Origin of the sequence: Rhizobium etli 8C-3 (genome assembly GCF_001908375.1) — a bacterium.
In the GTDB taxonomy this organism is placed as follows: Bacteria; Pseudomonadota; Alphaproteobacteria; order Rhizobiales; family Rhizobiaceae; genus Rhizobium; species Rhizobium etli_B.
In genome coordinates this window covers 4149597-4176461 of record NZ_CP017241.1, presented here as the reverse complement: position 1 = coordinate 4176461, position 26865 = coordinate 4149597, and the positions used below count along the sequence as shown (strand labels likewise).

General features: G+C 59.2%; 18 protein-coding genes. 10 read left to right on the top strand and 8 right to left on the bottom strand.

Annotated elements, in window-relative coordinates; all coding sequences use genetic code 11:
- Positions 1 to 3 precede the first annotated feature (3 nt).
- Both lptE and leuS read right to left on the bottom strand, forming a co-directional pair.
- Positions 4 to 525 carry an LPS assembly lipoprotein LptE gene (gene lptE, locus AM571_RS20505; RefSeq protein WP_074062978.1) on the bottom strand — a complete coding sequence of 174 codons (522 nt, stop codon included), beginning with the start codon at positions 523 to 525 and terminating at the stop codon, positions 4 to 6.
- Complete coding sequence (leuS, locus tag AM571_RS20500) at positions 515 to 3145, bottom strand: leucine--tRNA ligase (protein WP_074062977.1); 2631 nt, start codon at positions 3143 to 3145, stop codon at positions 515 to 517. Before leuS ends, lptE begins: the two co-directional genes overlap by 11 nt.
- A gap of 199 nt (positions 3146 to 3344) precedes the next feature.
- On the opposite strand from leuS, the gene AM571_RS20495 reads away from it, so the two are divergent.
- From AM571_RS20495 to AM571_RS20485, 3 genes are all read left to right on the top strand, one after another.
- Entirely contained in the window at positions 3345 to 4004 is a 660-nt protein-coding gene (locus AM571_RS20495; RefSeq protein WP_074062976.1) for a YggS family pyridoxal phosphate-dependent enzyme, read from the top strand.
- 83 nt (positions 4005 to 4087) lie between these two features.
- Complete coding sequence (locus tag AM571_RS20490) at positions 4088 to 5998, top strand: propionyl-CoA synthetase (protein ID WP_074062975.1); 1911 nt, start codon at positions 4088 to 4090, stop codon at positions 5996 to 5998.
- A gap of 174 nt (positions 5999 to 6172) precedes the next feature.
- A complete protein-coding gene (locus AM571_RS20485) occupies positions 6173 to 7078 on the top strand; it encodes a flagellin (RefSeq protein WP_039846538.1) in 906 nt (301 codons plus the stop codon).
- A gap of 66 nt (positions 7079 to 7144) precedes the next feature.
- On the opposite strand, the gene AM571_RS20480 is transcribed toward AM571_RS20485, so the two are convergent.
- The gene (locus AM571_RS20480; RefSeq protein ID WP_022719513.1) at positions 7145 to 7852 is read right to left on the bottom strand and encodes a DUF1013 domain-containing protein; all 708 of its coding nucleotides are present in this window, start codon (positions 7850 to 7852) and stop codon (positions 7145 to 7147) included.
- 228 nt (positions 7853 to 8080) lie between these two features.
- On the opposite strand from AM571_RS20480, the gene acs reads away from it, so the two are divergent.
- On the top strand, positions 8081 to 10036 hold the full coding sequence (gene acs / locus AM571_RS20475; protein WP_074062974.1) for an acetate--CoA ligase: 1956 nt from the start codon (positions 8081 to 8083) through the stop codon (positions 10034 to 10036).
- Positions 10037 to 10440: 404 nt separating this feature from the next.
- Here acs and AM571_RS20470 read toward each other — a convergent pair whose 3' ends face one another.
- Positions 10441 to 10665 carry a DUF1674 domain-containing protein gene (locus AM571_RS20470; protein ID WP_074063390.1) on the bottom strand — a complete coding sequence of 75 codons (225 nt, stop codon included), beginning with the start codon at positions 10663 to 10665 and terminating at the stop codon, positions 10441 to 10443.
- 108 nt (positions 10666 to 10773) lie between these two features.
- On the opposite strand from AM571_RS20470, the gene htpX reads away from it, so the two are divergent.
- The 4 genes from htpX (at position 10774) to purH (ending at position 16612) form a co-directional block, all read left to right on the top strand.
- A complete protein-coding gene (htpX, locus tag AM571_RS20465) occupies positions 10774 to 11736 on the top strand; it encodes a zinc metalloprotease HtpX (RefSeq protein ID WP_074063388.1) in 963 nt (320 codons plus the stop codon).
- Positions 11727 to 13112: an RsmB/NOP family class I SAM-dependent RNA methyltransferase gene (locus AM571_RS20460; RefSeq protein ID WP_074063389.1), complete on the top strand. Its 1386-nt coding sequence runs from the start codon at positions 11727 to 11729 to the stop codon at positions 13110 to 13112. Before htpX ends, AM571_RS20460 begins: the two co-directional genes overlap by 10 nt.
- Positions 13113 to 13224: 112 nt before the next feature.
- Complete coding sequence (locus AM571_RS20455) at positions 13225 to 14898, top strand: heparinase II/III family protein (RefSeq protein ID WP_074062973.1); 1674 nt, start codon at positions 13225 to 13227, stop codon at positions 14896 to 14898.
- 97 nt (positions 14899 to 14995) lie between these two features.
- A complete protein-coding gene (gene purH / locus AM571_RS20450) occupies positions 14996 to 16612 on the top strand; it encodes a bifunctional phosphoribosylaminoimidazolecarboxamide formyltransferase/IMP cyclohydrolase (RefSeq protein WP_074062972.1) in 1617 nt (538 codons plus the stop codon).
- A 35-nt stretch (positions 16613 to 16647) separates the two neighbouring features.
- Here the strand turns inward: purH and AM571_RS20445 are convergent, their stop codons facing one another.
- Together AM571_RS20445 and AM571_RS20440 are read right to left on the bottom strand one after the other, a co-directional pair.
- On the bottom strand, positions 16648 to 18048 hold the full coding sequence (locus AM571_RS20445; RefSeq protein WP_074062971.1) for an MFS transporter: 1401 nt from the start codon (positions 18046 to 18048) through the stop codon (positions 16648 to 16650).
- 31 nt (positions 18049 to 18079) lie between these two features.
- The gene (locus tag AM571_RS20440; protein WP_074062970.1) at positions 18080 to 22855 is read right to left on the bottom strand and encodes an NAD-glutamate dehydrogenase; all 4776 of its coding nucleotides are present in this window, start codon (positions 22853 to 22855) and stop codon (positions 18080 to 18082) included.
- Between the two features lie 266 nt (positions 22856 to 23121).
- On the opposite strand from AM571_RS20440, the gene pdxY reads away from it, so the two are divergent.
- Positions 23122 to 24000: a pyridoxal kinase PdxY gene (gene pdxY / locus AM571_RS20435; protein WP_074062969.1), complete on the top strand. Its 879-nt coding sequence runs from the start codon at positions 23122 to 23124 to the stop codon at positions 23998 to 24000.
- 70 nt (positions 24001 to 24070) lie between these two features.
- Positions 24071 to 24712, top strand: coding sequence for a carbonic anhydrase (locus AM571_RS20430; protein ID WP_074062968.1), 642 nt, complete (start codon positions 24071 to 24073; stop codon positions 24710 to 24712).
- Between the two features lie 19 nt (positions 24713 to 24731).
- Here the strand turns inward: AM571_RS20430 and AM571_RS20425 are convergent, their stop codons facing one another.
- On the bottom strand, positions 24732 to 25553 hold the full coding sequence (locus AM571_RS20425; protein WP_074062967.1) for a lytic murein transglycosylase: 822 nt from the start codon (positions 25551 to 25553) through the stop codon (positions 24732 to 24734).
- Positions 25554 to 25736: 183 nt separating this feature from the next.
- On the bottom strand, positions 25737 to 26771 hold the full coding sequence (locus AM571_RS20420) for an aspartate-semialdehyde dehydrogenase (RefSeq protein WP_074062966.1): 1035 nt from the start codon (positions 26769 to 26771) through the stop codon (positions 25737 to 25739).
- Positions 26772 to 26865 lie beyond the last annotated feature (94 nt).

Genomic DNA, 26865 nt, shown 5'->3' with positions numbered 1-26865 from the left:
TCCTCAGCGACCGAGAGCGCCGGCTATATCCAAGCCGACAAGCTCGGCTGCTTCACGTGCCGCGCGGTTCTCCGCATCGCGGATTGCGCGCTGCTTGGCAAACTCCTGGTTCGGGAAATCGACAAGCGCCGTTGCGTAACGGTTGCCCGACTTTATGACCTGGCCGTCCGACGTCGCCTGAAGCGTGTAATCCACGCTGACGGTCACGCGACCTGCGCGCGACCTGTCGGACGATTCGACAAGAAGCGCGTCTACGACATCAGACCGCACATGCAGCTCTACCTCGTAGGCCGGATTGACAGGCTCGCCGGCGCCGCGCGTAGCAAGGAATATCAGGCGGTTGCGAACTTCCTGCTCGACACGTGTCGTTGCGTCCGTAAAGCCGACGGAAGCGAGCTTGCCGGCAACTCCTGACGTTTCCGAATAAAGTGGACGAACCTGGCAGGCGGAAAGAAAGGCTGCAAACGCAAGGACGGCGGTGATTGCGGCGCCGCGAGCGAGCCTGGGAGCGATATCAAACGACAATGTTCACAATCCTTTGCGGAACCACAATAATTTTCTTCGGCGCCTGACCGTTGATCGCGTTGATGACGGCGTCGAGTTTCAAGACCGCCTGTGTCACGGCATTCTGATCTGCGTCTTTGGAAATTGTCAATTCGGCGCGCTTCTTGCCATTGATCTGGACTGGCAGCACGATCTCGTTCTCCACGACCAGAGCTTCGTCATAGACAGGCCAAGGGGTGCAGGCGAGCATTCCATCATTGCCGAGCGCCGTCCAGCATTCTTCGGCCAGATGCGGCGTCATGGGCGCAACGAGCTGAACCAGAATTTCAGCGGCGTTGCGAACAGCGGCGCGATAGGCGACGTCACCCTCGCCTGCCGCCACTTTCGCCAGCGGGCCCGCCAAAGTATTCACGAGCTCATATATGCGTGCGACGGCCTTGTTGAACCAAAGCTTGTCGTAGTCATTCTGGACAGCCTTCAGGGTCTTGTGGGCTGCCTGGGAGATCGGAAGCGCATCGCCATCCTTAGCCGGATTCGACGACGTGGAAGCGAGGGCTTCGGAGGCTTCGGAAATCAAACGCCAGAGACGCTGCGTGAAGCGGTGTGCCCCTTCGACACCGGATTCCGACCAGATCACATCACGCTCGGGCGGTGAATCCGAGAGAACGAAGAAACGCGCCGTGTCAGCGCCGTAGGAGGCTATGATGTCATCCGGATCAACGACGTTCTTCTTCGATTTCGACATTTTCTCGATCGATCCGATCGAGACCTCCTCGCCTCCCTCGAGCAGGAAGGCGCGGCGCTTGCCCTCGATCTCTTCGATACGGATGTCGGCAGGCGCCACCCAGTCGCGGCTCATGCCTGAACCGCGGCTGTATGTCTCATGGACAACCATGCCTTGGGTAAAGAGGCCCTTGAATGGCTCCTTGACGTCAACGTGGCCGGTCTCGCGCATGGCACGCGTGAAGAAACGCGAGTAGAGAAGATGCAGAATCGCATGTTCGATGCCGCCGATATACTGATCGACGGGAAGCCAACGGTTTGCCGCGGCCGGATCGGTGGGGGTACCTTCCCAAGGTGCCGTAAAGCGCGTGAAGTACCAACTCGAATCGACGAAGGTGTCCATCGTGTCCGTTTCGCGACGGGCGTCCTTGCCGCAGGTCGGGCAGGCAACATGCCGCCAGGTCGGGTGCCGGTCAAGCGGATTGCCCGGCTGATCGAAGGTGACGTCCGCCGGCAGCTTCACGGGCAGGTCCTTCTTCGGCACCGGCACGACGCCGCAGTCGTCGCAATGGATGACCGGGATCGGGCAGCCCCAATAGCGCTGGCGCGAAATGCCCCAGTCGCGCAGGCGGAAATTCACCTTGCGCTCGCCCTGCGGCACATTGCCGAGCATCGTGTCCGACAAGAGGTCGGCAACGATGTTGAAGGCTTCGTTAGTCGGCTTGCCGTCAAGGAAGCGGGAGTTGATCATCACCCCGTCACCGTCATAGGCCGTGTCACCTATCGTGAAGGTAGCGGCATTGCCGTCCTCCGGCATGACCACCGGAACAACGGGTAATCCGTACTTGTGCGCGAAATCGAGGTCTCTCTGGTCGCCGGACGGGCAACCGAAAATAGCCCCCGTGCCATAGTCCATCAGCACGAAATTCGCGACATAGACCGGAAGTTCCCAGGATGAATCAAGCGGATGCTTGACCCGGATACCGGTATCCATGCCCTTCTTCTCGGCCGTCTCAAGGGCCGCCAGCGAGGTTCCGGCCCGGCGGCATTCCTCGCAGAAGGCTTCGATGGCTGGATTTGCCGCTGCAGCATCCTTTGCCAAGGGGTGGTCGGCTGCGATCGCAAGGAAAGAGGCACCGAACAGCGTGTCGGGACGCGTGGTATAAACCGTCACCTCGGTTTCGCCGGCGGGCGCCGTCTGCGGCACGATTTCCCAGCGGATCATCAGACCCTCGGAGCGGCCGATCCAGTTCTTCTGCATCAGACGAACTTTCTCCGGCCACTGGTCGAGCGTATCCAGAGCGTCAAGCAGATCCTGGCTGAAATCAGTTATCTTGAAGAACCACTGCGTGAGTTCCCGCTGCTCGACGAGAGCGCCCGAACGCCATCCGCGGCCGTCGATAACCTGTTCATTGGCAAGAACGGTATTGTCGACCGGGTCCCAATTGACCTTCGACTGCTTCCGGTAGACCAGACCTTTCTCCAAAAAATCCAGGAAAAGATGCTGCTGGTGCTGGTAGTATTCCACGTCGCAGGTGGCAAATTCCCGGCTCCAATCGAGCGAAAGCCCCATGGCCTTCAGCTGCGACTTCATCGAATCGATATTCTGGTAGGTCCATGATGCCGGATGCACGCCGCGCTCCATGGCAGCGTTTTCTGCCGGCATCCCGAAGGCATCCCAGCCCATCGGATGCAGGACATTGAAGCCCCGGGCCCGCTTGTAACGGGCCACGACGTCGCCCATCGCGTAGTTGCGCACATGGCCCATGTGAATCCGGCCCGATGGATACGGAAACATTTCAAGCACATAGTATTTTTCGCGCGGATCGGCATTGTCGGTCTCAAAGACCTTCGCCTCGTTCCATTTTTGCTGCCAGCGGGGCTCGGCATCGCGCGGATTGTAACGTTCGGTAGCCATGGTATTCGAATTTCCGGAAAATCAGGGGAGGTTGGTGGTGACCTTCACCATGAAACCGCTGTAGCGTCAAGTTTTGCGGGCACTGCAAGCGTTTGATCCTTCGCAGAAGACTGCTTTTTGGCAGACAGGGTCTTGGCAAGAATGTCGGGCCCGGCTAGTGCATGCCATCCTCCTTATGCGGACATGTCGGGATAAGATAATGGGACTTCAAGAGCGGTTGGACGAGGTTCGCGCGCGCATTTCGGCAGCAGAGCGTCTGTCCGGACGTCCTGCCGGATCGGTTCAACTCGTTGCCGTGTCAAAGACCTTCGATGCGCAGGCCATCCGCCCCGCGATTGCGGCTGGTCAGCGCATTTTCGGCGAGAACCGCGTTCAGGAAAGCCAAGGAAAATGGCCGCAACTCAAGACCGAGACGCCCGGCATCGAGCTGCACCTCATAGGGCCGCTGCAATCGAACAAGGCAGCGGATGCCGTTGCGCTCTTTGATGTGATAGAAACCGTCGATCGCGAAAAGATTGCCCGCGCGATCGCCGCAGAAATGAAACGGCAGGGAAAGACCGTGCGGCTCTACGTCCAGGTCAATAGCGGCTTGGAACCGCAAAAGGCCGGGATTGCGCCTGCCGATACTCCTGCATTTGTCGGTTTCTGCCGGAATAAACTCGGCCTTTCGATCGAAGGCCTGATGTGCATCCCCCCCGCCGAGGAAAATCCCGGTCCGCATTTTGCTCTGCTGGCCAAGATCGCAGGCGAATGCGCAGTGGAAAGACTCTCCATGGGCATGTCGGGGGATTACGAGACGGCCGTGGCCTTCGGTGCGACGAGCGTGCGCGTCGGCTCCGCTATTTTCGGCGCGCGTTAGTCCTTCTGCTTTCGTCGGGCTTCCGGTCCAGCCTCCCCTCGCCTAAACTTGGCGCACGGCTTGCAAGTCCTGGGGAGGAGCAAATGCAGAGCAGCTATCATCAGGTCTATGCGGGCTGGAAGAGCGATCCGGAAGCATTCTGGCGCGAGGCTTCAAGAGCGATCACCTGGTTCAAGCAACCGCAGCAGATCTTCTCGCCATCAGAAGGGGTTTACGGCCGCTGGTTCGCAGACGGTGAGACCAACACCTGTTACAATTGCCTGGATCGTCATGTGTTGGCCGGGCGCGGCACCGAAACAGCCGTCATCTTCGACAGTGCCATGAGTGGAGCCAAGGCACGCTTTAGTTACGAGCAAGCACTTGCCGAAGTGCAGGCAATCGCGGCGACCTTTCAAGCGTTGGGCATCGGCAAAGGTGATCGTGTCATCATTTACATGCCGATGGTGCCCGAAGCCATTTTCTCCATGCTTGCCTGCGCTCGCATCGGCGCCATCCACTCCGTGGTCTTTGGAGGGTTTGCTGCCAATGAACTGGCGGCTCGCATCGATGATTGCGGTGCAAAGCTCGTGGTCACTGCCAGTTGCGGATTGGAGCCCGGCCGTGTCGTGGCTTACAAGCCGCTCGTCGATCAGGCGATCGCTGCGGCGAAATCAAAGCCTGCGCATTGCCTCGTTCTGCAAAGGCCGCAACTGAGGGCCGAACTCATGCCTGGGCGCGACCATGCCTTCCAAGAAGCCGTGGCGCTCCACCATGGCAAGAACATTCCTTGCGTAGCCGTCAAGGCAATCGATCCGCTCTATATCCTTTACACGTCCGGCACCACCGGTCAGCCGAAAGGCGTCGTGCGTGACAATGGTGGGCATATGGTCGCGCTGCACTGGTCGATGGCGAACATTTACGCAATGAAAACCGGCGAAGTTTTCTGGGCAGCCTCCGATATCGGCTGGGTGGTTGGCCATTCCTATATCGTCTATGCGCCGTTGCTTGCGGGTGTAGCGACTGTAATCTTCGAGGGCAAACCCGTCGGCACGCCCGACGCCGGCGCCTTCTGGCGCGTGATTTGCGAATACGACGTGCGTGTTCTCTTTACCGCTCCGACAGCCTTCCGGGCGATCCGCCGCGAGGATGCCGATGGCGAGCTCGTGCGCCGCTATTCGAAACCGCATTTCCGGGCTCTTTTTCTTGCGGGTGAAAGAGCCGATCCCGAAACCCTTAAATGGGCGGAAAAGATGCTTGGGGTTCCCGTCATCGATCATTGGTGGCAGACGGAAACCGGCTGGCCGATCGCTGCAAATCCACTCGGCCTCGGTGTGCTGCCGGTAAAGCACGGTTCGCCGTCCGTACCCGTGCCTGGCTACGAGATCCAGGTTCTCGACGATGCAGGACATCAGGTTCGGCCCGGCACGCTCGGCAACATCGTCGCCAAGCTGCCCTTGCCGCCGGGCTGTCTGCCAACGCTTTGGGGTGCAGACGAGCGTTTTCGCTCGGCTTATCTCGAGGAATTTCCGGGATTTTACAAGACAGCGGACGCTGGTTATGTGGACGACGACGGCTATCTCTTCATCATGTCGCGCACGGACGACATCATCAATTGTGCAGGCCACAGGCTTTCGACAGGAGCAATGGAAGAGGTCTGCGCACAGCATGAGGATGTTGCCGAGTGCGCAGTCGTCGGTATTGCCGATCCGCTCAAGGGCCAGGTGCCGTGCGGCTTCATCGTGCTCAAGAAAAACGTCACAAGGGCGAAGGCAGCGATCGAAGCTGAGGTCGTCGAGCTGATTCGCGACCAGATCGGTCCGGTGGCTGCATTCAAGACGGCGATTGTCGTCGAACGTCTGCCGAAGACCCGTTCCGGCAAGATCCTACGTGGCACAATCCAGAAGATCGCGGACGGCGAACCATGGAAAATGCCGGCGACCATCGACGATCCCGCTATTCTGCATGAAATCGCGGATGCCCTGCGCAGCAAGGGTTTTGGTTCGCTTCCAATGTAGGGAATTACCTATTCGGTAAGATTCGTTGACGAGATGTAACCAGTGTTGACGAGTTGTTAACCATGTTTTCGCTAGGTTCGGCGCACGGACACCTGTTGCAGGTGAGCATGATGCACCGCCGCTCCCGGTCTCGGCCGGAATGCCCTTTCACCCAAGCGAATTGGACAAAAAGCGATGTCAAGCATTCTAACGAACACTGCCGCGATGGCGGCACTGCAGACCCTTCGCGGTGTAAACCAGAGCCTCAAGGAAACCCAGGATCACGTTTCGTCCGGCCTGCGGGTCGGCAAGGCCGCTGACAATGCTGCTTACTGGTCGATCGCAACGACCATGCGTTCCGACAACAAGGCCCTTTCGGCCGTTTCCGACGCTCTCGGCCTCGGTGCCGCCAAGGTCGACACTGCCTATGCCGCGATGGACAGCGCTATCGATATTGTGTCCGAAATCAAGGCCAAGCTGGTTGCCGCAACCGAAAAGGGCGTCGACAAGGCGAAGGTCCAGGAAGAGATTTCCCAGCTTCAGGCCCAGCTACTGAGCATCGCTCAGTCTGCTTCCTTCTCCGGCGAGAACTGGGTCGCAGGCGAGGGTACGAAGAGCGTCGTTTCGACTTTCGTGCGCGATGGCTCGAACGCTGTATCTGTCAAACAGACGGAATACATCCTGGACGATACCTCGGTCGGCAACGTCCTGTTCGGCATGAGCGGGGGCCTTATCGAAACGTCCACGGGTATCATCGGCACGTCGAACGGTACGATCGGCTCCGTCTACAAGATGGACATCACCAATTTCACCACGGAAGATGTCGGTCTGGCGCTGACGGCTGTCGAATCCGCTCTCAAGGCAATGACCAGCGCCGGTGCACAGCTCGGCTCGATCTCCACACGCATCCAACTCCAGGAAGATTTCGTCTCGACCCTGAGCGACTCGATCGACTCGGGCATCGGCCGTCTTGTCGACGCCGACATGGAAGAAGAATCTTCCAAGCTCACCGCTCTTCAGACGCAGCAGCAGCTTGCAATCCAATCTCTGTCGATTGCGAACTCGGCATCTCAGAACATCCTGTCGCTCTTCCGCAGCTAAACGCGGCAACAGCAGAAAACAAAAGACCCGCCGGAGCGATCCGGCGGGTCTATCCTTGCCGACAGGTCAGAAGCGATCGTCTTCGTCTTCATCCTTATCCTTGGAGGAAGACTTCAAGGACTTGAGCTTGGCGAAGACGGCATCGGCGTCGATTTCGCGCTCTTCTTCGCGTTCGAAATTCGGGCTCATGCGCTCAGTTTCCTGGGCGGACTGCAGCGTGGCGCCAAGCTCGGCGGCGGTCGGCAGTGGCCGCCCCCTGGATGCCTTTTCCACTTCCATATCGAGATCGATCTGGCTGCAGAGGCCGAGCGTGACCGGATCCATCGGCGTCAGATTGGCCGAGTTCCAATGCGTGCGTTCACGAATCTGCTCGATCGTCGATTTCGTCGTGCCGACGAGGCGCGAAATCTGAGCATCCTTCAGCTCCGGGTGGTTGCGAACGAGCCAGAGAATGGCATTCGGACGGTCCTGGCGCTTGGATACAGGCGTGTAACGCGGACCACGGCGCTTGGATTCAGGAACACGAACCTTCGGCTCCGAGAGTTTCAGCTTGTGGTTCGGGTTTGCTTCGGCTCGGGCGATTTCGTCGCGTGAAAGCTGACCGGTCGAGATCGGGTCCAGGCCCTTGATGCCCTGCGCTGCCTCGCCGTCGGCAATTGCTTTCACCTCGAGCGGATGCAGCTTGCAGAACTGGGCGATCTGATCGAAAGACAGCGCCGTATTGTCGACGAGCCAGATGGCGGTCGCCTTCGGCATGAGCAATTGTTGAGCCATGGATATAGTCCTTCTGTCGTCCGCGCCGGTGTCGCGGTCCGTGGATATCACGATAATATCCGGAAATATGGCGCTATATAACTGGAGTGACGCAGAATTGCAATTGATCAGGAATGAAATGACCTTTGTCTAATTGCCGGGTGCTTTTGACCTGCTATGAATGCCATGAATCGAGTTCCGGTGATCGCTTTTCGCAGTTAGCCGGTGCCTGTGTTGAGGAGGAACAACATGTCGGAAAAGATCCATCCGGTTACCAAACTGGTGAAGAGTCATGCCCTGATCGATAAGGCCAAGTATGAGAAATGGTACGAGGAGAGCATCGAGAACCCGGACAAATTCTGGGGCAAGCACGGCAAGCGCCTCGACTGGTTCAAGCCCTATACGAAGGTCAAGAACACGTCCTTTACCGGCAAGGTCTCGATCAAGTGGTTCGAAGACGGCCAGACGAACGTTTCCTACAACTGTATCGACCGCCACCTGAAAACGCACGGCAACCAGGTCGCCATCATCTTCGAAGGCGACAATCCCTATATCGACAAGAAGATCACCTACAACGAGCTCTACGAGCATGTCTGCCGCATGGCGAACGTGTTGAAGAAGCATGGCGTCAAGAAGGGCGACCGCGTCACCATCTATATGCCGATGATACCCGAGGCGGCCTATGCCATGCTCGCCTGCGCGCGCATCGGCGCCGTGCATTCCGTCGTCTTCGGCGGGTTCTCGCCGGAGGCGCTTGCCGGACGTATCGTCGACTGTGAATCGACGTTCGTCATCACCTGCGACGAGGGCGTGCGCGGCGGCAAGCCCGTGCCGTTGAAGGACAATACCGATACCGCGATCCACATTGCGGCCCGCCAGCATGTGACGGTCAGCAAGGTTCTCGTCGTGCGCCGGACCGGCGGCAAGACCGGTTGGGCTCCCGGCCGCGACCTTTGGTACCACCAGGAAGCGGCGACGGTCAAAGCCGAGTGCCCGCCCGTGAAGATGAAGGCGGAAGACCCGCTGTTCATTCTCTATACCTCAGGCTCGACCGGCAAGCCGAAGGGCGTCCTGCACACGACGGGCGGTTACCTCGTCTACGCGTCGATGACGCATGAATATGTCTTCGACTATCACCATGGCGATATCTACTGGTGCACGGCCGATGTCGGCTGGGTGACCGGCCATTCCTACATTGTCTACGGTCCGCTTGCCAATTGCGCGACGACGCTGATGTTCGAAGGCGTGCCGAACTTTCCGGACCAGGGCCGCTTCTGGGAGATCATCGACAAGCACAAGGTCAATATCTTCTATACCGCTCCGACAGCGATCCGCTCGCTGATGGGCGCCGGCGATCATTTTGTTACCCGTTCGTCCCGCTCGTCCTTGCGCCTGCTCGGGACGGTCGGCGAGCCAATCAACCCGGAAGCCTGGGAGTGGTACTACAATGTCGTCGGCGATGGCCGTTGCCCGATCGTCGATACCTGGTGGCAGACAGAGACGGGCGGTATCCTGATCACACCGCTGCCTGGTGCGATCGACCTGAAGCCGGGTTCAGCGACGGTACCGTTCTTCGGGGTGAAGCCGCAGCTGGTCGACAATGAGGGCAAGGTGCTGGAAGGCCCTGCCGACGGCAACCTCTGCATTACCGACAGCTGGCCCGGGCAGATGCGCACGGTCTATGGCGACCATGATCGCTTCATCCAGACATACTTTTCCACGTACAAGGGCAAGTACTTTACCGGCGACGGCTGCCGCCGCGACGAGGACGGCTACTACTGGATCACCGGTCGTGTCGACGATGTGCTGAACGTCTCCGGTCACCGCCTCGGCACGGCCGAGGTGGAGTCCGCGCTCGTCTCGCATAACCTGGTTTCGGAAGCCGCGGTCGTCGGCTACCCGCATTCGATCAAGGGACAGGGCATCTATTGCTACGTGACGCTGATGGCCGGCAACGAGGGATCCGATGAGCTGCGCCAACAGCTGGTGAAGCATGTTCGCACGGAAATCGGCCCGATCGCATCTCCGGACAAGATCCAGTTTGCGCCCGGCCTGCCAAAGACCCGTTCCGGCAAGATCATGCGCCGTATCCTGCGCAAGATTGCCGAAGACGACTTCGGCGCGCTCGGGGATACGTCCACGCTTGCCGATCCGGCGGTAGTCGATGACCTCATCGCCAACAGGCAGAACAAGGTAACCGCCTGAAAAAAGCGGCTCCCCGAATACCAGGGAGCCGCTTTTCAGTTCGTGCTGGTACAGATCGCGCGCAGCTTGCGCGCGCCGGCGACAATCCCGAGACATGTGTCGTCCCATGTTGAGCAACGGTGCGCGTGAACGGGCCTTAATTCTGGCAGCGCATGCCGTGCGCCTTCTCCCGGCGCGCTCTTCTGCAAGCTCTAAAGCATCTCTGGCGCATCAATGGAGCCGGCACACATGGACTTTTCGTTGCCTGCCGGGGCCAATGGTGTCGCCTCAACAGCAACATATCTGTCACCGATGTCAGCGGCGACTGGGCTTTCGATTCAAGCGTGCCAACCCGTAGCAGGAGCCCCCGACTGCATCACCGGGAGAATTGCAAGGGCCTCAAGGCGTGAAGCGAGGAATATTCCTCAAAAATCGATCGCTCGGCCGTTGATTTCGTAATCGCCGAAGCGCGCGGGCTCGGCTCCTCCCCGTCCACCGATCTCCGGTGGCAGTTCCAGGGGCTTCTGGTTCCTGCGGCGCTCTTCGGCTTCGGCAAGCGCGCGTTTGGCGGCCGGTGACAGAACCTTGCGCGGCGGCTCTGCTTCTTCTGCCGCAGTGCTGTCTACATTGTCGTTGTCAGCTGGCTGCAATTGCGTCTCCCGCCGGAAATATTGAAAATGGCTGGCGAATAACCAAATCATAATGCGCCGGCAGCTCGATTGAAACCCTTTTGCCGCAGATGGGAAATGGAGACCTCGATGAACCTTGTTCGCACTGCCATGTTGCTTGCCTTCATGACGGCCCTGTTCATGTTCGTCGGATTTCTGATCGGTGGCCGCGGCGGCATGATGATCGCCTTCCTAATTGCTGCGGGCATGAATTTCTTTTCCTACTGGAATTCGGACCGGATGGTTCTTTCAGCCTACCGGGCGCAGGAGGTCGATGAGCGCAACGCGCCGGAATTCTTCCGCATCGTCCGCGATCTTGCGCGAAATGCCGGTCTGCCCATGCCGAAAGTCTATCTCTACGACAATCCGCAGCCGAATGCCTTCGCTACGGGTCGCAATCCGCAGAACGCCGCCGTTGCGGCTTCGACAGGGCTGCTCAGCGCGCTCTCGCCGGAGGAGGTGGCGGGTGTGATGGCCCATGAACTGGCCCATATCCAGAACCGCGACACGTTGACGATGACGATCACGGCGACGCTTGCCGGTGCAATCTCGATGATCGGCAACTTCGCTTTCTTTTTCGGCGGCAATCGCGAGAACAACAACAACCCCTTCGGTTTCGTCGGCATGCTACTGGCGATGATCGTAGCACCGCTCGCCGCCATGCTTGTGCAGATGGCGATCAGCCGGACGCGCGAATATTCTGCCGACCGGCGCGGTGCCGAAATCTGCGGCGAACCGCTCTGGCTGGCTTCAGCGCTTGGCAAGATTGCCCGTGGCGCGGCGCATATCCCGAATTACGATGCCGAGCGCAATCCTGCGACAGCCCATATGTTCATCATCAATCCTCTCTCGGGGGAACGGATGGACAATCTGTTTTCGACGCACCCCAACACGGAAAACCGTATTGCAGCACTTCACGAAATGGCAGGCAACGGCATGAACGGCTCGACGGCGACCGTTCGCGCTGGTAATCCGTGGCGCAAATCGCGCTCGGTTCCGAACACGGGTATTGGCCGCGGTGGTTCCCAACCGCCAAAAGGGCCCTGGTCTTGAACTCAGACGGCAGAAACAAGCCTTTCGACAAGAAGATAAAGCCTGCAGAAGGCTTCGCCCCAAAGCCGGGCCTAGAGGCGCGCGCGGCCGCGGCGAAGATTCTCGCTGCCGTGGTCGACCGTAAACTGCCGCTAGATGGTGCTTTGGATCACGAACACGGAAATCCAGCATATAAGGCACTCGGGGAGAGTGATCGCGCATTGGTCCGCGCAATCCTCAACACGGCGCTGCGTTACCTGCCCCGTATCGATGTGGCGATTGCTTCCCTATTGGACTCGCCGTTGCCGGAAGGCGCACGCGCACTTCATCATGTGCTTGCGGTTGGAGCGGCCCAGATCCTTTATCTCGACGTCCCCGACCATTCCGCGGTCGATCTTGCCGTCGAGCAGGCAAATCAGGATCCCCGCAATCGCCGCTTTGCAAAACTGGTGAATGCAATCCTGCGACGTCTTAGCCGCGAGAAGGAGCAGGTCCTCGAAGAGACTGCGAAGATTTCGCCGATGCCGGCTTGGTTTGTCGACCGCCTCGAGAAGGCTTACGGGAAAGAAGCCGCCGCGGCGATCGCCGAATCTCAGCTCGAGCCGGCGGCAATTGATCTCAGCGTGAAGTCGGATGCGGCGGGCTGGGCAGCCAGGCTGAATGGGGAAGTTCTGCCGACCGGCGGCGTGCGTCTCGCAGCCTTTGATGGCACCATCCCTTCCCTCGAAGGTTTCGATCAAGGCGAATGGTGGGTGCAGGACGCCGCAGCAAGCATTCCGGCCAAGCTGCTTGGGGACCTGTCCGGCAAACGCGTCATCGATCTTTGCGCTGCACCCGGCGGCAAGACCGCACAACTCGTTCTCGCCGGAGGCAGCGTCATTGCGATTGATCAATCCGAAAATCGATTGAAGCGCCTACGCTCCAATCTCGATCGCCTCGCCCTCAAGGCTGAAACGCTCGCGACGGATCTTGTGAAGTACCAGCCGGAGGAGCCGTTTGACGCCATCCTGCTCGACGCGCCTTGCTCCTCGACGGGCACGACGCGCCGTCATCCGGATGTTCTCTGGACAAAGGGGCCTGATGACATCGCAAAGCTTGCTGGCGTGCAAGAACGATTGCTTCGCCATGCGCTGACGCTCCTGAAGCCTGGCGGTACTCTCGTCTTTTCAAATTGTTCGCTTGATCCCGTGGAAGGCGAGGATGTCGTCCGCCGAGTCTTGGCCGACACACCGAATGTCGAGCGCGTCCCGATCGACGCTGCTCGATGGCCCGGTTTGGAAATGGCAATCAGTCCCCTGGGCGAGTTCCGGACGACCCCCGCCATGCTGCGCATGCCCGCGACGGTCGCTTCAGGCCTCGACGGTTTTTATGCTGCAGTGCTGCGGCGTGTTGCCTGATTGCATGGACCTTCCCCAGATTTCGGTTCCGTCACAAATTCACGCGGTCTTGCCGCTGAAACCGGCCCTCATTCACCTATTCTTAATCATGAGGATCAATAGACAATAGGATATGCAGTCCGGCCCGCGGTTTTCGAGTTTGTATGTTCGGGAGGCTTGGCGCCGCATGTCGCGGCGCATCGCATCGCTGCGCCTGCGCCTTTTCCGCCATACAATCCAAGTGCCCGAAAGGCTTATCGTCGCGCCGACGGATCTTCGCGCCATCGATCCTCATATCGCCGAGGAGATCATGAACGGCCGCTTTGCTCTGGCGGGCCGCCTACTGGAGACGAACGGCAAATCGCCCTTCGGCTTTACCCTTCCCTCACGCGCTTTCGCCAACCGTTTGCATGGCTTCGGCTGGCTTCGTCATATGCGTGCCTACAAGAGCGATCAAGCTTGTGCGGTTGCCCGGGCGATCGTCGATAGCTGGCTGTCGCTGCATGGTAGCCGCATGGAAGGCATTGCCTGGGAAATCGACGTCACGTCACAGCGGGTGATTGCCTGGCTCTCGCATTCGCCGGTCGTGCTGCAGAATGCCGATCGAAGCTTCTACCGCCGATTTATGAAGTCCCTTGCCTTTCAGGTTCGCTACCTGCGGCGCATGGCAGCTTTCGCGCCGCCGGGGGAAGTTCTCTTCCGCTTGCGGATCGCCCTCGCCATGGCTTCGATTGCAATGCCGGCGCGGCAAAGCGTGCTGCGCAAGGCCGCCCAGGCGCTGGATAATGAATTCGATAGCCAGATTCTGCCCGATGGCGGCCATATCTCCCGCAATCCGCGCACAGGCCTGGAATTGCTTCTCGATCTCCTGCCGCTTCGGCAGACCTATGTGAATCTCGGTCACGATCTGCCGCAGAAGCTGATTTCGGGCATCGATCGCATGTATCCGGCGCTACGCTTTTTCCGCCACCACAACGGTGATCTTGCGCTGTTTAACGGCGCGACATCGACGCTTGCCAATGAGCTGATGTCGGTTCTGCGTTATGACGAAACGGCCGGCCCGCCTTTCAAGGCAATGCCGCATTCGCGCTATCAACGTCTTGCGGCGGGAAATACTATCTTGATCGCCGATACCGGCCCTCCCGCAGCCGGCCCCCTGTCACGCACGGCGCATGCGGGCTGCCTTTCCTTTGAAATGTCGTCGGGTCGCCACCGCTTTATCGTCAACTCCGGCTCACCGAAATTCGCTGGCCGACGCTATGTACAGATGGCGCGCACGACCGCAACGCATTCGACCGTGACACTGAACGACACCTCATCCAGCCGGTTCTCGGCCTCGGAATTTCTCGGTCATGTCATGACCGATTCGGTCAAGACCGTTAGCGTTGAGCGCGCCGAAACTGACGACGGACGCGATGGCATCAAGGTCAGTCACGACGGGTATCTTAGGAATTTCGGCATGCTTCATGAGCGCGAACTGACGCTGAATGCCGCAGGTTCCATCGTTACCGGCCGTGATCGGCTGGTGCGGCAGGACGAGCGCGCCATCGAAGAGCCTCTTCGTGCTGCGGCTCGTTTCCATATCCATCCGGCCATAAATGTGAAGCAGAATGATCGCGAGTCCGTGTTGCTGACGGCGCCGGATGGAGAGAGTTGGCTCTTCTCGTCGCCGGGGAACGAGGTTCTGGTCACTGAAGATATCTTTTTTGCCGACGCCTCCGGCATCTGCGGTTCTGACCAGATCGAGATCGACTTCGTTGTTGCCGAGAAGCCGGAAATTCGCTGGTTTTTGTCCCGCAAGAGCTAGTCGCTGTTTGCGCATCGCCATAGCCCGTGCTAACGCGGCGCCATTATCCTGTGCGTCCCTTGCCGGATGTCTCCCGAACCCCGAACGGAGAAGGTTCATGGCCGTCACCTCCAAGAAAATCCCCGCCCCCGACAGGGTCAAAGTCAAAACCGCGCTGCTCTCCGTCTCCGACAAGACGGGCATTGTCGAGCTTGCCCGCGCCCTTTCCGAAAAGGGTATCCGCCTGCTTTCGACAGGCGGGACGCACATGGCCATCGCGGCCGCGGGTTTGGCCGTTACCGACGTTTCGCAAGTCACCGGCTTTCCGGAAATCATGGATGGTCGTGTTAAGACGCTGCATCCGAAGGTCCACGGCGGTCTCCTGGCGATCCGTGATGACAGCGAGCATCAGGAAGCCATGAAGATGCATGGTATCGACGGTATCGATCTTGCCGTCATAAACCTTTATCCGTTCGAAGATGTGCGTGCCGCCGGTGGTGATTATCCCACGACGGTGGAGAACATCGATATCGGCGGTCCGGCAATGATCCGTGCCTCTGCCAAAAATCACGCTTACGTTACGGTCCTCACCGATCCTGCAGATTACCCGGAACTGCTCGAACAGCTTTCATCCGATGCCGGCCAGACGACCTATGCGTTTCGCCAGCGTATGGCGGCCAAGGCGTATGCCCGCACCGCGGCCTATGACGCGATGATCTCCAACTGGTTCGCCGACGCGCTTCTTGTCGATACGCCGCGCCATCGGGTGATCGGCGGCGTCCTGAAGGAAGAGATGCGCTACGGTGAAAATCCGCATCAGAAGGCGGCTTTTTACATCACCGGTGACAAACGACCCGGCGTTTCGACGGCGACGCTGCTGCAGGGCAAGCAGCTCTCCTACAACAACATCAACGACACCGATGCCGCCTATGAGCTCGTGGCTGAATTCCTGCCAGAAAAGGCACCCGCCTGCGCCATCATCAAGCATGCCAATCCTTGCGGCGTTGCCACGGGGCCAAGCCTTGTCGAAGCCTACAGACGGGCCCTCGCCTGCGATTCCGTTTCTGCGTTCGGCGGCATCATTGCGCTCAACAGCACGCTCGATGCAGAGACCGCCGAAGAGATCATCAAGCTCTTTACAGAAGTTATCATCGCTCCGAATGTAACCGAACAAGCCAAGGCGATCGTTGCGAGGAAGCCTAATCTGCGCCTGCTTTCCGTCGGCGGTCTGCCCGATCCGCGTGCCGCGGGCCTCACTGCGAAAACGGTCTCCGGCGGTCTGCTGGTCCAGAGCCGTGACAATGGCATGATCGAGGACCTGGAGCTGAAGGTCGTGACCAAGCGCGCGCCGACGGCACAGGAACTGGAAGACATGAAGTTTGCCTTCAAGGTCGGCAAGCACGTGAAGTCGAATGCCGTCGTTTACGCCAAAGATGGCCAGACCGCCGGCATCGGCGCCGGCCAGATGAGCCGTGTCGATTCCGCCCGTATCGCTGCACTGAAAGCAGAGGAAGCCGCCAGGGCCCTGGGTTTGCCAACTCCGATGACACGCGGCTCTGCGGTTGCTTCGGAAGCCTTCCTGCCTTTCGCCGATGGTCTTTTGTCGATGATTGCCGCAGGTGCGACGGCAGTTATCCAGCCGGGCGGTTCGATGCGCGACCAAGAGGTGATAGACGCTGCCAACGAGCACGACGTCGCAATGGTGTTCACCGGGATGCGCCATTTCCGTCATTGACCGGACAGAATCCCGGCGCTCAACCGGGGTTCATGTCAGGCTTGCTTCCTGTCGGCTGGATAAGGCGTCGCGATCAGCAGGATCAATCCGCCTGCGAGGAAAAGCACCAGCGTCGCCATGCCGAGACGCGCCGATCCGGTGGCATAGGTTATCAGTGAGAAGAAGAGCGTTGCCATGAAGCTCGTGGCCCGGCCCGACAGCGCATAGATGCCGAAATAGCGCCCTGCCTCCTGCAGGCTGACGCTGCGCGCCAGATAAGAGCGCGACGAAGCCTGGACGGGACCGAAGGCGAGGCCGATCAGCAGCCCGTAAAGAATATAGGCTTTTTCCGCCGCCGTGCCAAAAAGCCCTCCGGCGTCGGCCATCGACATCGGCAGCAGGCCGAAAAGCGTATATCCCGGCCCCGTCGAAACGATTCCGCCGGTTGCGAGCAAAAGCAGCGTCAGGCTGATCAGGATCGTTGCCTTTGATCCGATCCGGTGATCAACGCGTCCGGCGATGACGCAGCCGAAAATCGCCACCACGTTGAGAATGATCCCATAGAGTCCGATTTCGATCGTCGCCCATCCAAACATGCCGGCGGCGAAGGCGCCCCCAAGGATCAGCAATCCGTTGACGCCGTCTTGATAGATCATACGCGCAATCAGGAATTTCAGGATGCCCCTTCGGTTCTTCAACTCGCCAATCGTACTCCTGACCTGCCTGAGGCCGGAACGGACCGCAGCAGCGAGCGGCAAGCCCTTCGCCGCATCGGGTGTGAAAAGAAACATCGGAATGATGAAGACGAGGTACCAGACCGCGGAAATCGGCCCTGTAACGCGCGCGTCCTCACCGGTTCGAGGATCAAGCCCGAACAACGGGTCGAACCCCAAAAGCGTCTTTCCCGTTTCCAGGTTTGCCGCAAGCAGCGCCACAACAGCGATGAGCACGATCATGCCGCCCAGATAGCCAAGCCCCCAGGCCGTATTGGACAGCTTGCCGACCTCATCCTTGCCCACAAGGCGCGGCATCATGGAATCGTTGAAGACGATCGAGAATTCCGCGGCGATCGAGGCCAGGATCATCAAGACCACCGGATAGACAACTGGCGAACCGGGCGCGGCAAACCAAAGACCGAAGAGGCTGACAACCTTGATGATGGCGAAAAAGGCAATCCAGGGTTTGCGGGCGCCGGACTGATCGGCGATGGAGCCGAGGATCGGAGAGAGCAGGGCTATGATCACCGAAGAGATCGTCGCCATATTGCTCCACATTGCTTGTGCGGAAACCGGATCGTCGGTCAGGCGTGAGACGAAGTAGGGTCCGAAGATGAACGTGGTCACGACCGTGAAAAACGGCTGCGCCGCCCAATCGAAAAGCATCCAGCTCCAGATGCCCTTTTCCGAAGCCTTCTGCGGCGCCGGCGTTCCCGTTCCGGTCCAGTCTATTCTGCTCACGCCTACACTCCCGCTTTCGCGGCGGACTGTGTCACCTCGCCCGGTCGCGCGCAAGATCGGTTAAAAGACCTGCGGCCACCGTGATTCGCGCAAGGGTCGGATCGCCGCTCTCGCTGAGGTTCGACAGCTCTTCGGCAATGCGGTTGATCCTGATGCGATCGACACCGTGCCACGCCTGAACCGGCAGCTTTTCCTTGCCATGCTCGGTCAGCGCCGAGATCACGATATCGCGGCGGGCGCTGGCAATTTGGTCGATGCTGCGCGCCAAAGCCAGGCTCTCGTAGTGATCCGAAGTGAGAATGCGGGCGCCGGCTGCAAGCAGCCGTCCAACGCGGAAGGTCTGCGATACCGCAAAATAGCTTTCCGCGGCACGTCCAAGCGCCTCGCCAGTGCGTTCGGCGATCTGCATGATCTCCGGCACCAGTACAAAACCCGGCAGCCCGGCGATGACGACGGCCAAACTTTCTGGAAGCCCCGCTTCGCGATACTCCGCGGCACGCGCTTCAAACTCTGCGGGAGCCTGCGCGGCGAAGGAGGGCTTCAGCTTCTTCAACGCGGTCTGAAGCCGACTAATGGTTTCTGCTATGCCGCCTTTGGCCATGCCGGTCTTCAGGAGCAAGCGAGTCAAGACGGTGAAGCTGTGGCCGATCTCTTCATATACGCGATTCTGGATCTGGCCGGAAATTTTGCCGTCGAGCGCATCCGTCTCGGTCCAAAGCCTGGTCAGGTCGAAGCCATCGCGGGCGATGATCGCGGCACGGACGACTTCCGGGGCTGACGCAGCTGTCGCATCCATCATGCTCACCACAAAGCCAGGGCCGCCACGATTGATGGCCTCGTTGGCAAGTACCGTCCCGATGATTTCGCGTCGCAGCCGGTGGCTTGCGATATCGGAGGCATTGGTTTTTTGCATCTTCGCCGGGAAGTAGTTTGAAAGCGTCGACGCGAAATAAGGATCATCCGGGAGGTCGCTTGCCGTAACGGAATCGAAAAGCACGATCTTGGCGTAAGAGAGCAACACGCCGATTTCCGGCCGCGTCAGCGGCTTGCCGGCAGCATAACGCTCGGCAAGCGTCGCCTCATCGGGAAGCGTTTCCACCTTCCGGTTGAGCTGCTTGGCTCCTTCCAGCACGCTCATGAAGCGCGCGAGCTCAAGGCCGTTAGCGGTTCCCCTGCGCTCAGTCAGCGAAATCGCCAGCGATTGCAGATAGTTGTTTCGCAGAACGAGTGCTGCGACTTCGTCCGTCATCGAGGACAGCAGCTGATTGCGTTTTGCCCGTGTGAGCCGCCCGTCGTGCATCGCATTGGCGAGCGCGATCTTGATATTCACCTCGACGTCCGAGGTGTTGACGCCGGCCGAATTGTCAATCGCATCGGAATTGCTCCGTCCGCCTTTCAGGCCATAAGTGATGCGGCCCTTTTGCGTGACGCCGAGGTTGGCGCCCTCGCCGATCACCTTCGCCCGCACCTCGTCAGCCGTGATTCGGATCGGATCGTTGGAACGATCTCCCACTTCCGTATCGGTTTCCGACTGCGCTTTCACATAGGTGCCGATGCCGCCGAACCAGAGAAGGTCTACCGGGCTCTTCAGGATTGCCGTGATGATCTCGAAGGGCGTTGCCACCGCTTTGTCGATGCCGATCGCGCCAACCGCTTCCGGGGTCAGCGTCACGGATTTCGAAGAGCGTGAAATGATCATCGCGCCTTTGGAAAGTACCGACTTGTCGAAGTCCTGCCAACTTGAACGCGGCAGGTTGAAAAGTCGCTGCCGCTCGGCGAGCGTCTTTTCCATATCCGGATCGGGATCGATGAAGATGTCACGGTGGTCGAAGGCCGAAAGCAGCTTGATCTTCGGAGAAAGCAGCATGCCGTTGCCGAAAACGTCGCCGGACATGTCGCCGACACCGGCCACCGTAAACGGTGTCGTCTGGATGTCGATATCCATCTCGCGGAAATGACGCTTTACGGTTTCCCACGCGCCACGCGCGGTGATGCCCATTTTCTTGTGGTCATAGCCGGCCGATCCACCTGAGGCAAAGGCGTCGTCGAGCCAGAAACCAGCCTCCTGCGCCAGTGCGTTGGCCGTGTCGGAGAAGGTTGCCGTTCCCTTATCGGCGGCGACGACGAAATAGGGATCGTCGCCATCGAGCCGTACCGTATCTGCCGGAGGCACGATATCGGTGCCTGAAATGTTGTCGGTGATCGAAAGCAGTGTGCGGATATAAGTCTTGTAGGCTTCGCGGCCGGCATTGAAGATTTCATCCCGGCTGCCAGCAGGCAGTTTCTTCGGATAAAAGCCGCCCTTGGCGCCGACTGGAACGATGACGGCGTTCTTCACCTGCTGGGCCTTTACGAGGCCCAGCACTTCCGTGCGGTAGTCCTCGGCGCGATCCGACCAGCGCAGGCCGCCGCGGGCAACCTTGCCGAAACGCAGGTGCACGCCTTCGACCTCGACTCCATAGACAAAGATCTCGCGAAAAGGCTTCGGGTCCGGCAGACCATCGACGAGGTTCGGATCGAGCTTGAAGGCAAGCATCGCCTTCGGCGAACCATCGGCATTGCGCTGGAAGTAGTTGGTCCGCAGCGTTGCGTCGACGATATTGATGTATCGGCGCAGGATGCGGTCATCGTCGAGGCTCGGCACATTGGCGAGCGCCGCCTCGATCGACCGATGCAGCTCGGCGAGCTTTCTCATGCGGGCCCTCTCGCTAAGCTGCGGATCGAGCGCGTCGTAAAACAGGCGGAAGATCGAAGCGGCAATCTCCGGGTATTTGTCGAGGGTCGTTGCGATGTAATCCTGCGAATAGGCGATACCGGCCTGACGAAGATAACGCGCATAGGCCCGCAGGACATTCGTCTCGCGTGCAGAAAGCCCCGCCGAAAGGATCAGCCGGTTGAAACTGTCATTGTCGATCGTGCCGTCGAAAGCAGAAATAAAGGCCTCTTCCAGCGCCGCACCATGACGGCTTAGGTCAATTTCGGCGCCCCTGCGGTCTTCAAGCTCCATATCGTGCAGTACGACGATGTTGACCGAGCCGTCTGCGGTTGGAACTTCGATGTCAAAGGTTCGCTCGCTCAGCACGTTGAAACCGAGATTTTCGAGAAGCGGCACGCGGCGTGAAAGCGGGAGCTGCTCGCCTGCATGGAAAATCTTGAGTGAGAAGATCCGGCCGCGTTCTGCATCATTGCGGTAATAGAATGCGATCCGTATCGGCTCGCCAGAGGCGCAATCGATGATGTCCGGCAGATCGGCAACCGTTTCTTCAGCGGTGAAGGAATCCTGGAAGGCGTTGCTGACGCCGATCTTCGGCGCCTTGGGCCCAGCCAGCGCTTCGAAGCGATCGTCCCAGCGGGCGGTGATGGCGCGGATTGCTTCTTCGAGTTTCGATTGCGGTATGCGCGGCGTTTTGCCTCCGGAGCGGCCGATGATGAAGTGTACGCGCGCAACCCGCCCTTCCGGGAAAGCCGGGTAATAGGCAGAGACCCGGCCGTCATAGACGGTCTTCAGGTAGGTGCCGATCTTTTCTCGGACGATGGAATCATATTCCTCGCGTGGCACATAGACGATGACCGACACAAAACGATCGAAATGATCGATGCGCGGCAGAACGCGGACGCGCGGCCGTTCGACCAGATCGTTGATCTGTTCCGCAAAATTCGCAAGCAGCGTCGTGTCGATCTGGAAAAGATCGTCGCGTGGATAAGATTCCAGCGTGTTGGCCAACATTCTGCCGGAATGGCTCATGGGATCGAAGCCGAAATGATCTGTTACTTTGGCGACTTTGGAACGGATGAGCGGAATTTCCGACGTCGAGGACGTATAGGCCGTCGATGTAAAGAGGCCGACGATGCGCAGCTCACCGGTGACATTGCCATCCTTGTCGAACCGCTTGACACCGACATAGTCCATATAGGCGCGGCGGTGGACGACGGATTTAACATTCGCCTTGGTGACGATCAGGAAATCCGGACCATCGAGAAAGGCGAGGATTTCCGGCGTTGTCGTTACGGCATCCTTGCCGGTGCGCAGCACCAACACATCGGGATCAGAAAGAATGCCGAGGCCAGCGCCCTTGTCACGCTCGACCTTGGCTTCGCTGCCCCTGCCGGAATAGACATATTCACGCATCCCAAGGAAGGTGAAGTTTTCATCGCGTAGCCAGGTCAGGAAAGCAAGTGCTTCGTCTCGATCGGCCTTCTTGCGGCTGGCGCTGTAGCTGCGCAATTCGGCAATCACGGTGTCGAGCTTGGAAAGCATCGGCTTCCAGTCGGAAACAGCCTGGCGGACCTGCTCCAAGACGATCATGACGCGCTTGCGAAGGTCGTCGGATTGGGCCGCAGTCAAAGGCGAAATGTGAATCTGGATATGACTGACACGTCTTGCCGGATCGCTCGGCTCCTCGGCTGAATAAAGGACCGGCGTTTTTCCAGGCTCCATCACCAGGATCGGATGCACCGCCATATAGAGATCGCGATACGTGCTTGTGACCTCGCTCATAACCGACTCGTAAAGGAACGGCTTGTTGTGATCGGTCACCGTCAGGATCGAGACTGAAACGCCATCGGGTTCGACATCAGCCAGCGTTTCGATCGTAACGCGCGGGACCTTGCCGTCCCAGCCCGCAAGCTCTTTGGCAGAATGAACGGCACAAAGCGCCAGCATCTGCGCTGTATAGCGATCGAGGTCGTCTCCGCTTGCCCGGCCGAAGAGGATCTCCGGATCGAGATGCTGTTCCTTGGCCGCAGCAGCGATCTTCCTCGCGCTTTCGATCAGCTTTTCGCGTCGCGGATTGTTTTTGGCAGCCATTGAAGACATTCCCCCGATGTGTGTGATTTGCCGCAAGTTAGCAGAAGAATTATCGAAAAAACCCCTAAAAGAGGCTCCGCCCTGGCAGTTTTTGTGCGTTTTTGATCCGGATTTCGTAAGATTTCGGAGAATTTCCCGATTTTTGGAAGCGTAAGGCCAGTGTTTTGTCGGCTCGCCCAGATTTCCACGCATGGATGAAGAATGGTTGACAGCGGCGCGGCAAAAGGACGATCAAAAGCGCATCGAATGCGGGGTTCAGAATTACTATGCCGGACAATAGTGCTGCAGGAGCGGTGATCGTCATCTCCAGCCATGTCGTTCGCGGTTCGGTGGGCAATCGCGCCGCCGTCTTCGCGCTTGAGACGCTGGGCCATCAGGTCTGGGCACTGCCGACCATCATTCTGCCCTGGCATCCCGGCCATGGCCGTTCGACCCGGCTCACCTTTGCGGAGGCCGATTTCGATGCCGCTATCGATGATCTCATCCGTGCGCCGTGGGTTGGAGAAGTGAAGGCGGTTTTGTCTGGTTATTTCGGAAACGCTGCCCAGGCTGGTTCCGTTGCCCGTCTGGTCAGCGCATTGCGTGAAAGAAACCCCGAGCTGCTCTATGTCTGCGATCCGGTGATGGGGGATCTGGGCGGCCTCTATGTTCCCGAAGCAACAGCGGAGGCGATCCGCGACCATCTGATCCCACTGGCCTCGTTGGCCACACCCAACCGCTATGAGCTGGCCTGGATGGTGGGCGCCCCGTTGGAGGACAATACGGCCGTCATGGAGGCTGCCCTGTCCCTCGGCCCTTCCCGCATGCTTGTCACCTCCGCTGTTCCGATGATGGCTGGCGGCACCGGAAATCTCTATCTCTCGGGCCGCCATGCCCTGCTTGCCGAGCATCGCGTCGTCGACAAGCCACCGAATGGATTGGGCGACCTGCTGGCAGCCGTCTTCCTCTCGCGGCTGCTTTCCGGGATGGACGACGAAAAAGCATTGCAGCTTGCAACAGCCAGCGTCTATGAAGTGCTGGTACGTGCTGTCAAACGCGGCAGTGACGAGCTCACGCTCGCAAGTGATGCATCAAGCCTCTCGACGCCAATGGCCATGGTGCAGATGCGCCGCCTCATGCATCCCGCTCAACGGAAGAAGAGCTAAGCGACGGCAGTTTTCGCATTTCGCACGTGCAGCAGTTGATCTTGCGGCGACTGCGCGCTAATCGACAGTCATGCAGTGTTTTCCAACTACCCTTCTGGACGGCTATCGCAACTTCATGAACGGTCGTTATGCCGACGCCCGCGACCGCTATAAGATGCTGGCTGAAAACGGCCAGAATCCGAATACGCTGGTTATTGCCTGTTCGGACTCGCGCGCAGCACCGGAACTTATCTTCGACGCTGGCCCCGGTGAGCTTTTCGTCATCCGCAACGTCGCCAACATGGTCCCGCCTTACGAGCCGGATGGCCATTTCCACTCGACGTCGGCCGCTTTGGAATTCGCGGTGCAGGTCTTGAAGGTTTCCGACATCGTCGTCATGGGCCATGGCCGCTGCGGTGGTATACGCGCAGCACTCGATCCCAATTCCGAACCGCTGTCGCCTGGTGATTTCATCGGCCGCTGGATGTCACTCGTCCGGCCGGCTGCCGAGCAGATTCAAAGCAACGACGTGATGACTGCCGCCGAGCGCCAGACGGCGCTCGAGCGCGTCTCGATCCGCAACTCGCTCAACAACCTGAGAACTTTTCCGGATATCAAGGCGCTTGAAGAGGCAGGCGAGATCGCCCTGCACGGGGCCTGGTTCGATATCTCGACCGGCGAATTATGGGTGATGGACGCCGAAACGCGCGATTTTATCCGCCCGGAAGTATGAACTTCGCGGGCGGGAAAGCTCACTGGCCGTCGATCTGCTGGCCGATGTAAGCGATTGCCTGTTGATAGACGGTTGCTGCGTTCCAGCCAGCGATTGCTGCAAAATTCGCTTCGCCTGGCTGATAACCCGCGCCTGCCTGCCAGCCGTGGCCTCTGAGGAAGTTTGCCGTCGAAGCCAGGGCATCAGCGCGCGAGCCGACCAAGTCGACGCGTCCGTCGCCGTCGCCGTCGGCTCCGAAACGGACCACGTTGCGCGGCAGGAACTGCGTCTGTCCAATTTCGCCGTGCGCCGCGCCGCGAGCCTGCGGGCTGAGGTAGCCTTCGGAAACAAGTTGCAGAGCGGCATAAAGCTGATCGGTGAAATAATCCGAGCGGCGGCAGTCATAGGCGAGGGTCGAAACGGCAGACAGGGTATGCTGATTGCCCATATAACTGCCGAAGCCGGTCTCCATTCCCCAGATCGCGATCAGCGGTCCGGCCGGCACGCCGTAGCGGCTTTCGATCGAGGCGAAGAGTCCTTGATTGGCGCGCTTCATGCTTCTGCCGCGGGAGATGATCGTGGCGCCACCCCGTTTCTTCATGAATGCGTCGAAGGAGAGCTTGAAGCTCTTCTGCCCACGGTCGGCTGCGATTGTCGATTTATTATAGTTCACATTGGCGAAGGCCCGGTCCAGCACCGATGGGCTGACGCCGCTGGCGGCTGCTTGCTGCTTGAAGTCGGCAACCCAAGCTTGGAAACCCGCGCCGTTGTTGCCGCACTGGGCAGCCTTTGCCGCTGCCGGAACGGCGTGGAGTACGCTCGCCGCTGCGATGACCGCCACAAAGAATTTTGTCATGCTCATCAGAAACCCCGATCTCCATCTGCACAAGCTTGGCGCCGCGCAAGAATGCCAGCAGCAGATAATTTTGTCACGATCACCTTTCGGTGCCTTGCAACCTGATGGCCATCGGCCAGTTTTCGTAGGAAGCCCCGCATCATCAGGCGATATGCGGGGCTGATAGTAAATTATGGTTAATTTTTGGTGTTAGGCGGCCTTCTTGCGGGGCTTGATGAGACCGCGGTTGACGAGGAGCTCGGCAATCTGGATTGCATTCAAAGCCGCGCCCTTTCGCAGGTTGTCTGAAACCACCCAGATGTTGAGGCCATTCTCGACTGTCGCATCTTCGCGGATGCGCGAAATATAAGTCGCGTCTTCGCCGGCAGATTCGTAAGGCGTGATATAGCCGCCGTTTTCGTGCTTATCGATGACGAGGCAGCCCGGAGCGTCCCGCAGGATCTCGCGCGCCTGATCGGCGGTGATCTCGTTTTCGAACTCGATATTGACCGATTCTGAATGGCCGATGAAAACCGGAACCCGTACGGCCGTGCACGTGACCTTGATTTTCGGGTCGAGCATCTTCTTGGTCTCGGCTAGAACCTTCCATTCTTCCTTGGTGTAGCCATCCTCCATGAAGACGTCGATATGGGGAATGACATTGAAGGCGATGCGCTTCGTGAACTTCTTGTTTTCGATCGGATCGGCAACGAAGACGGCGCGTGTCTGGTTGAAGAGCTCGTCCATGCCGTCCTTGCCTGCGCCGGAAACCGACTGGTAGGTCGAGACGACAACACGCTTGATCTTGGCAAAGTCATGCAGCGGCTTCAAAGCCACGACGAGCTGTGCGGTCGAGCAATTCGGGTTGGCGATGATGTTGCGCTTGGTGAACGGCGTCACGGCATCCGGATTCACTTCCGGAACGATCAGCGGCACGTCGGCGTCGTAGCGCCAGGCCGAGGAGTTGTCGATCACGACGCATCCCTGCTGGCCGATCTTCGGCGAGAACTTCTTGGACACTTCGCCACCCGCAGACATCAGGCAGATGTCAGTGTCGGAGAAATCGTAGTTCTCGAGGTTGGAAACCTTCAGTGTCCGATCACCGTAGGAAACCTCCGTACCCTGCGAACGCGCGGAGGCGAGCGCCACGACTTCGTCGGCGGGGAAGCCGCGCTCCGAGAGGATGTTGAGCATTTCCCGGCCCACATTTCCGGTCGCTCCCGCAACTGCAACTTTGAAACCCATTTCAAGCTCTCTTTCTCTTCTCTCCTCTTGTCCGGTGAGGGGGAAGGCGCGAGACGATCGCGGCTTCCTGTCCCCAGCCGGGCCGGGGAGAGAG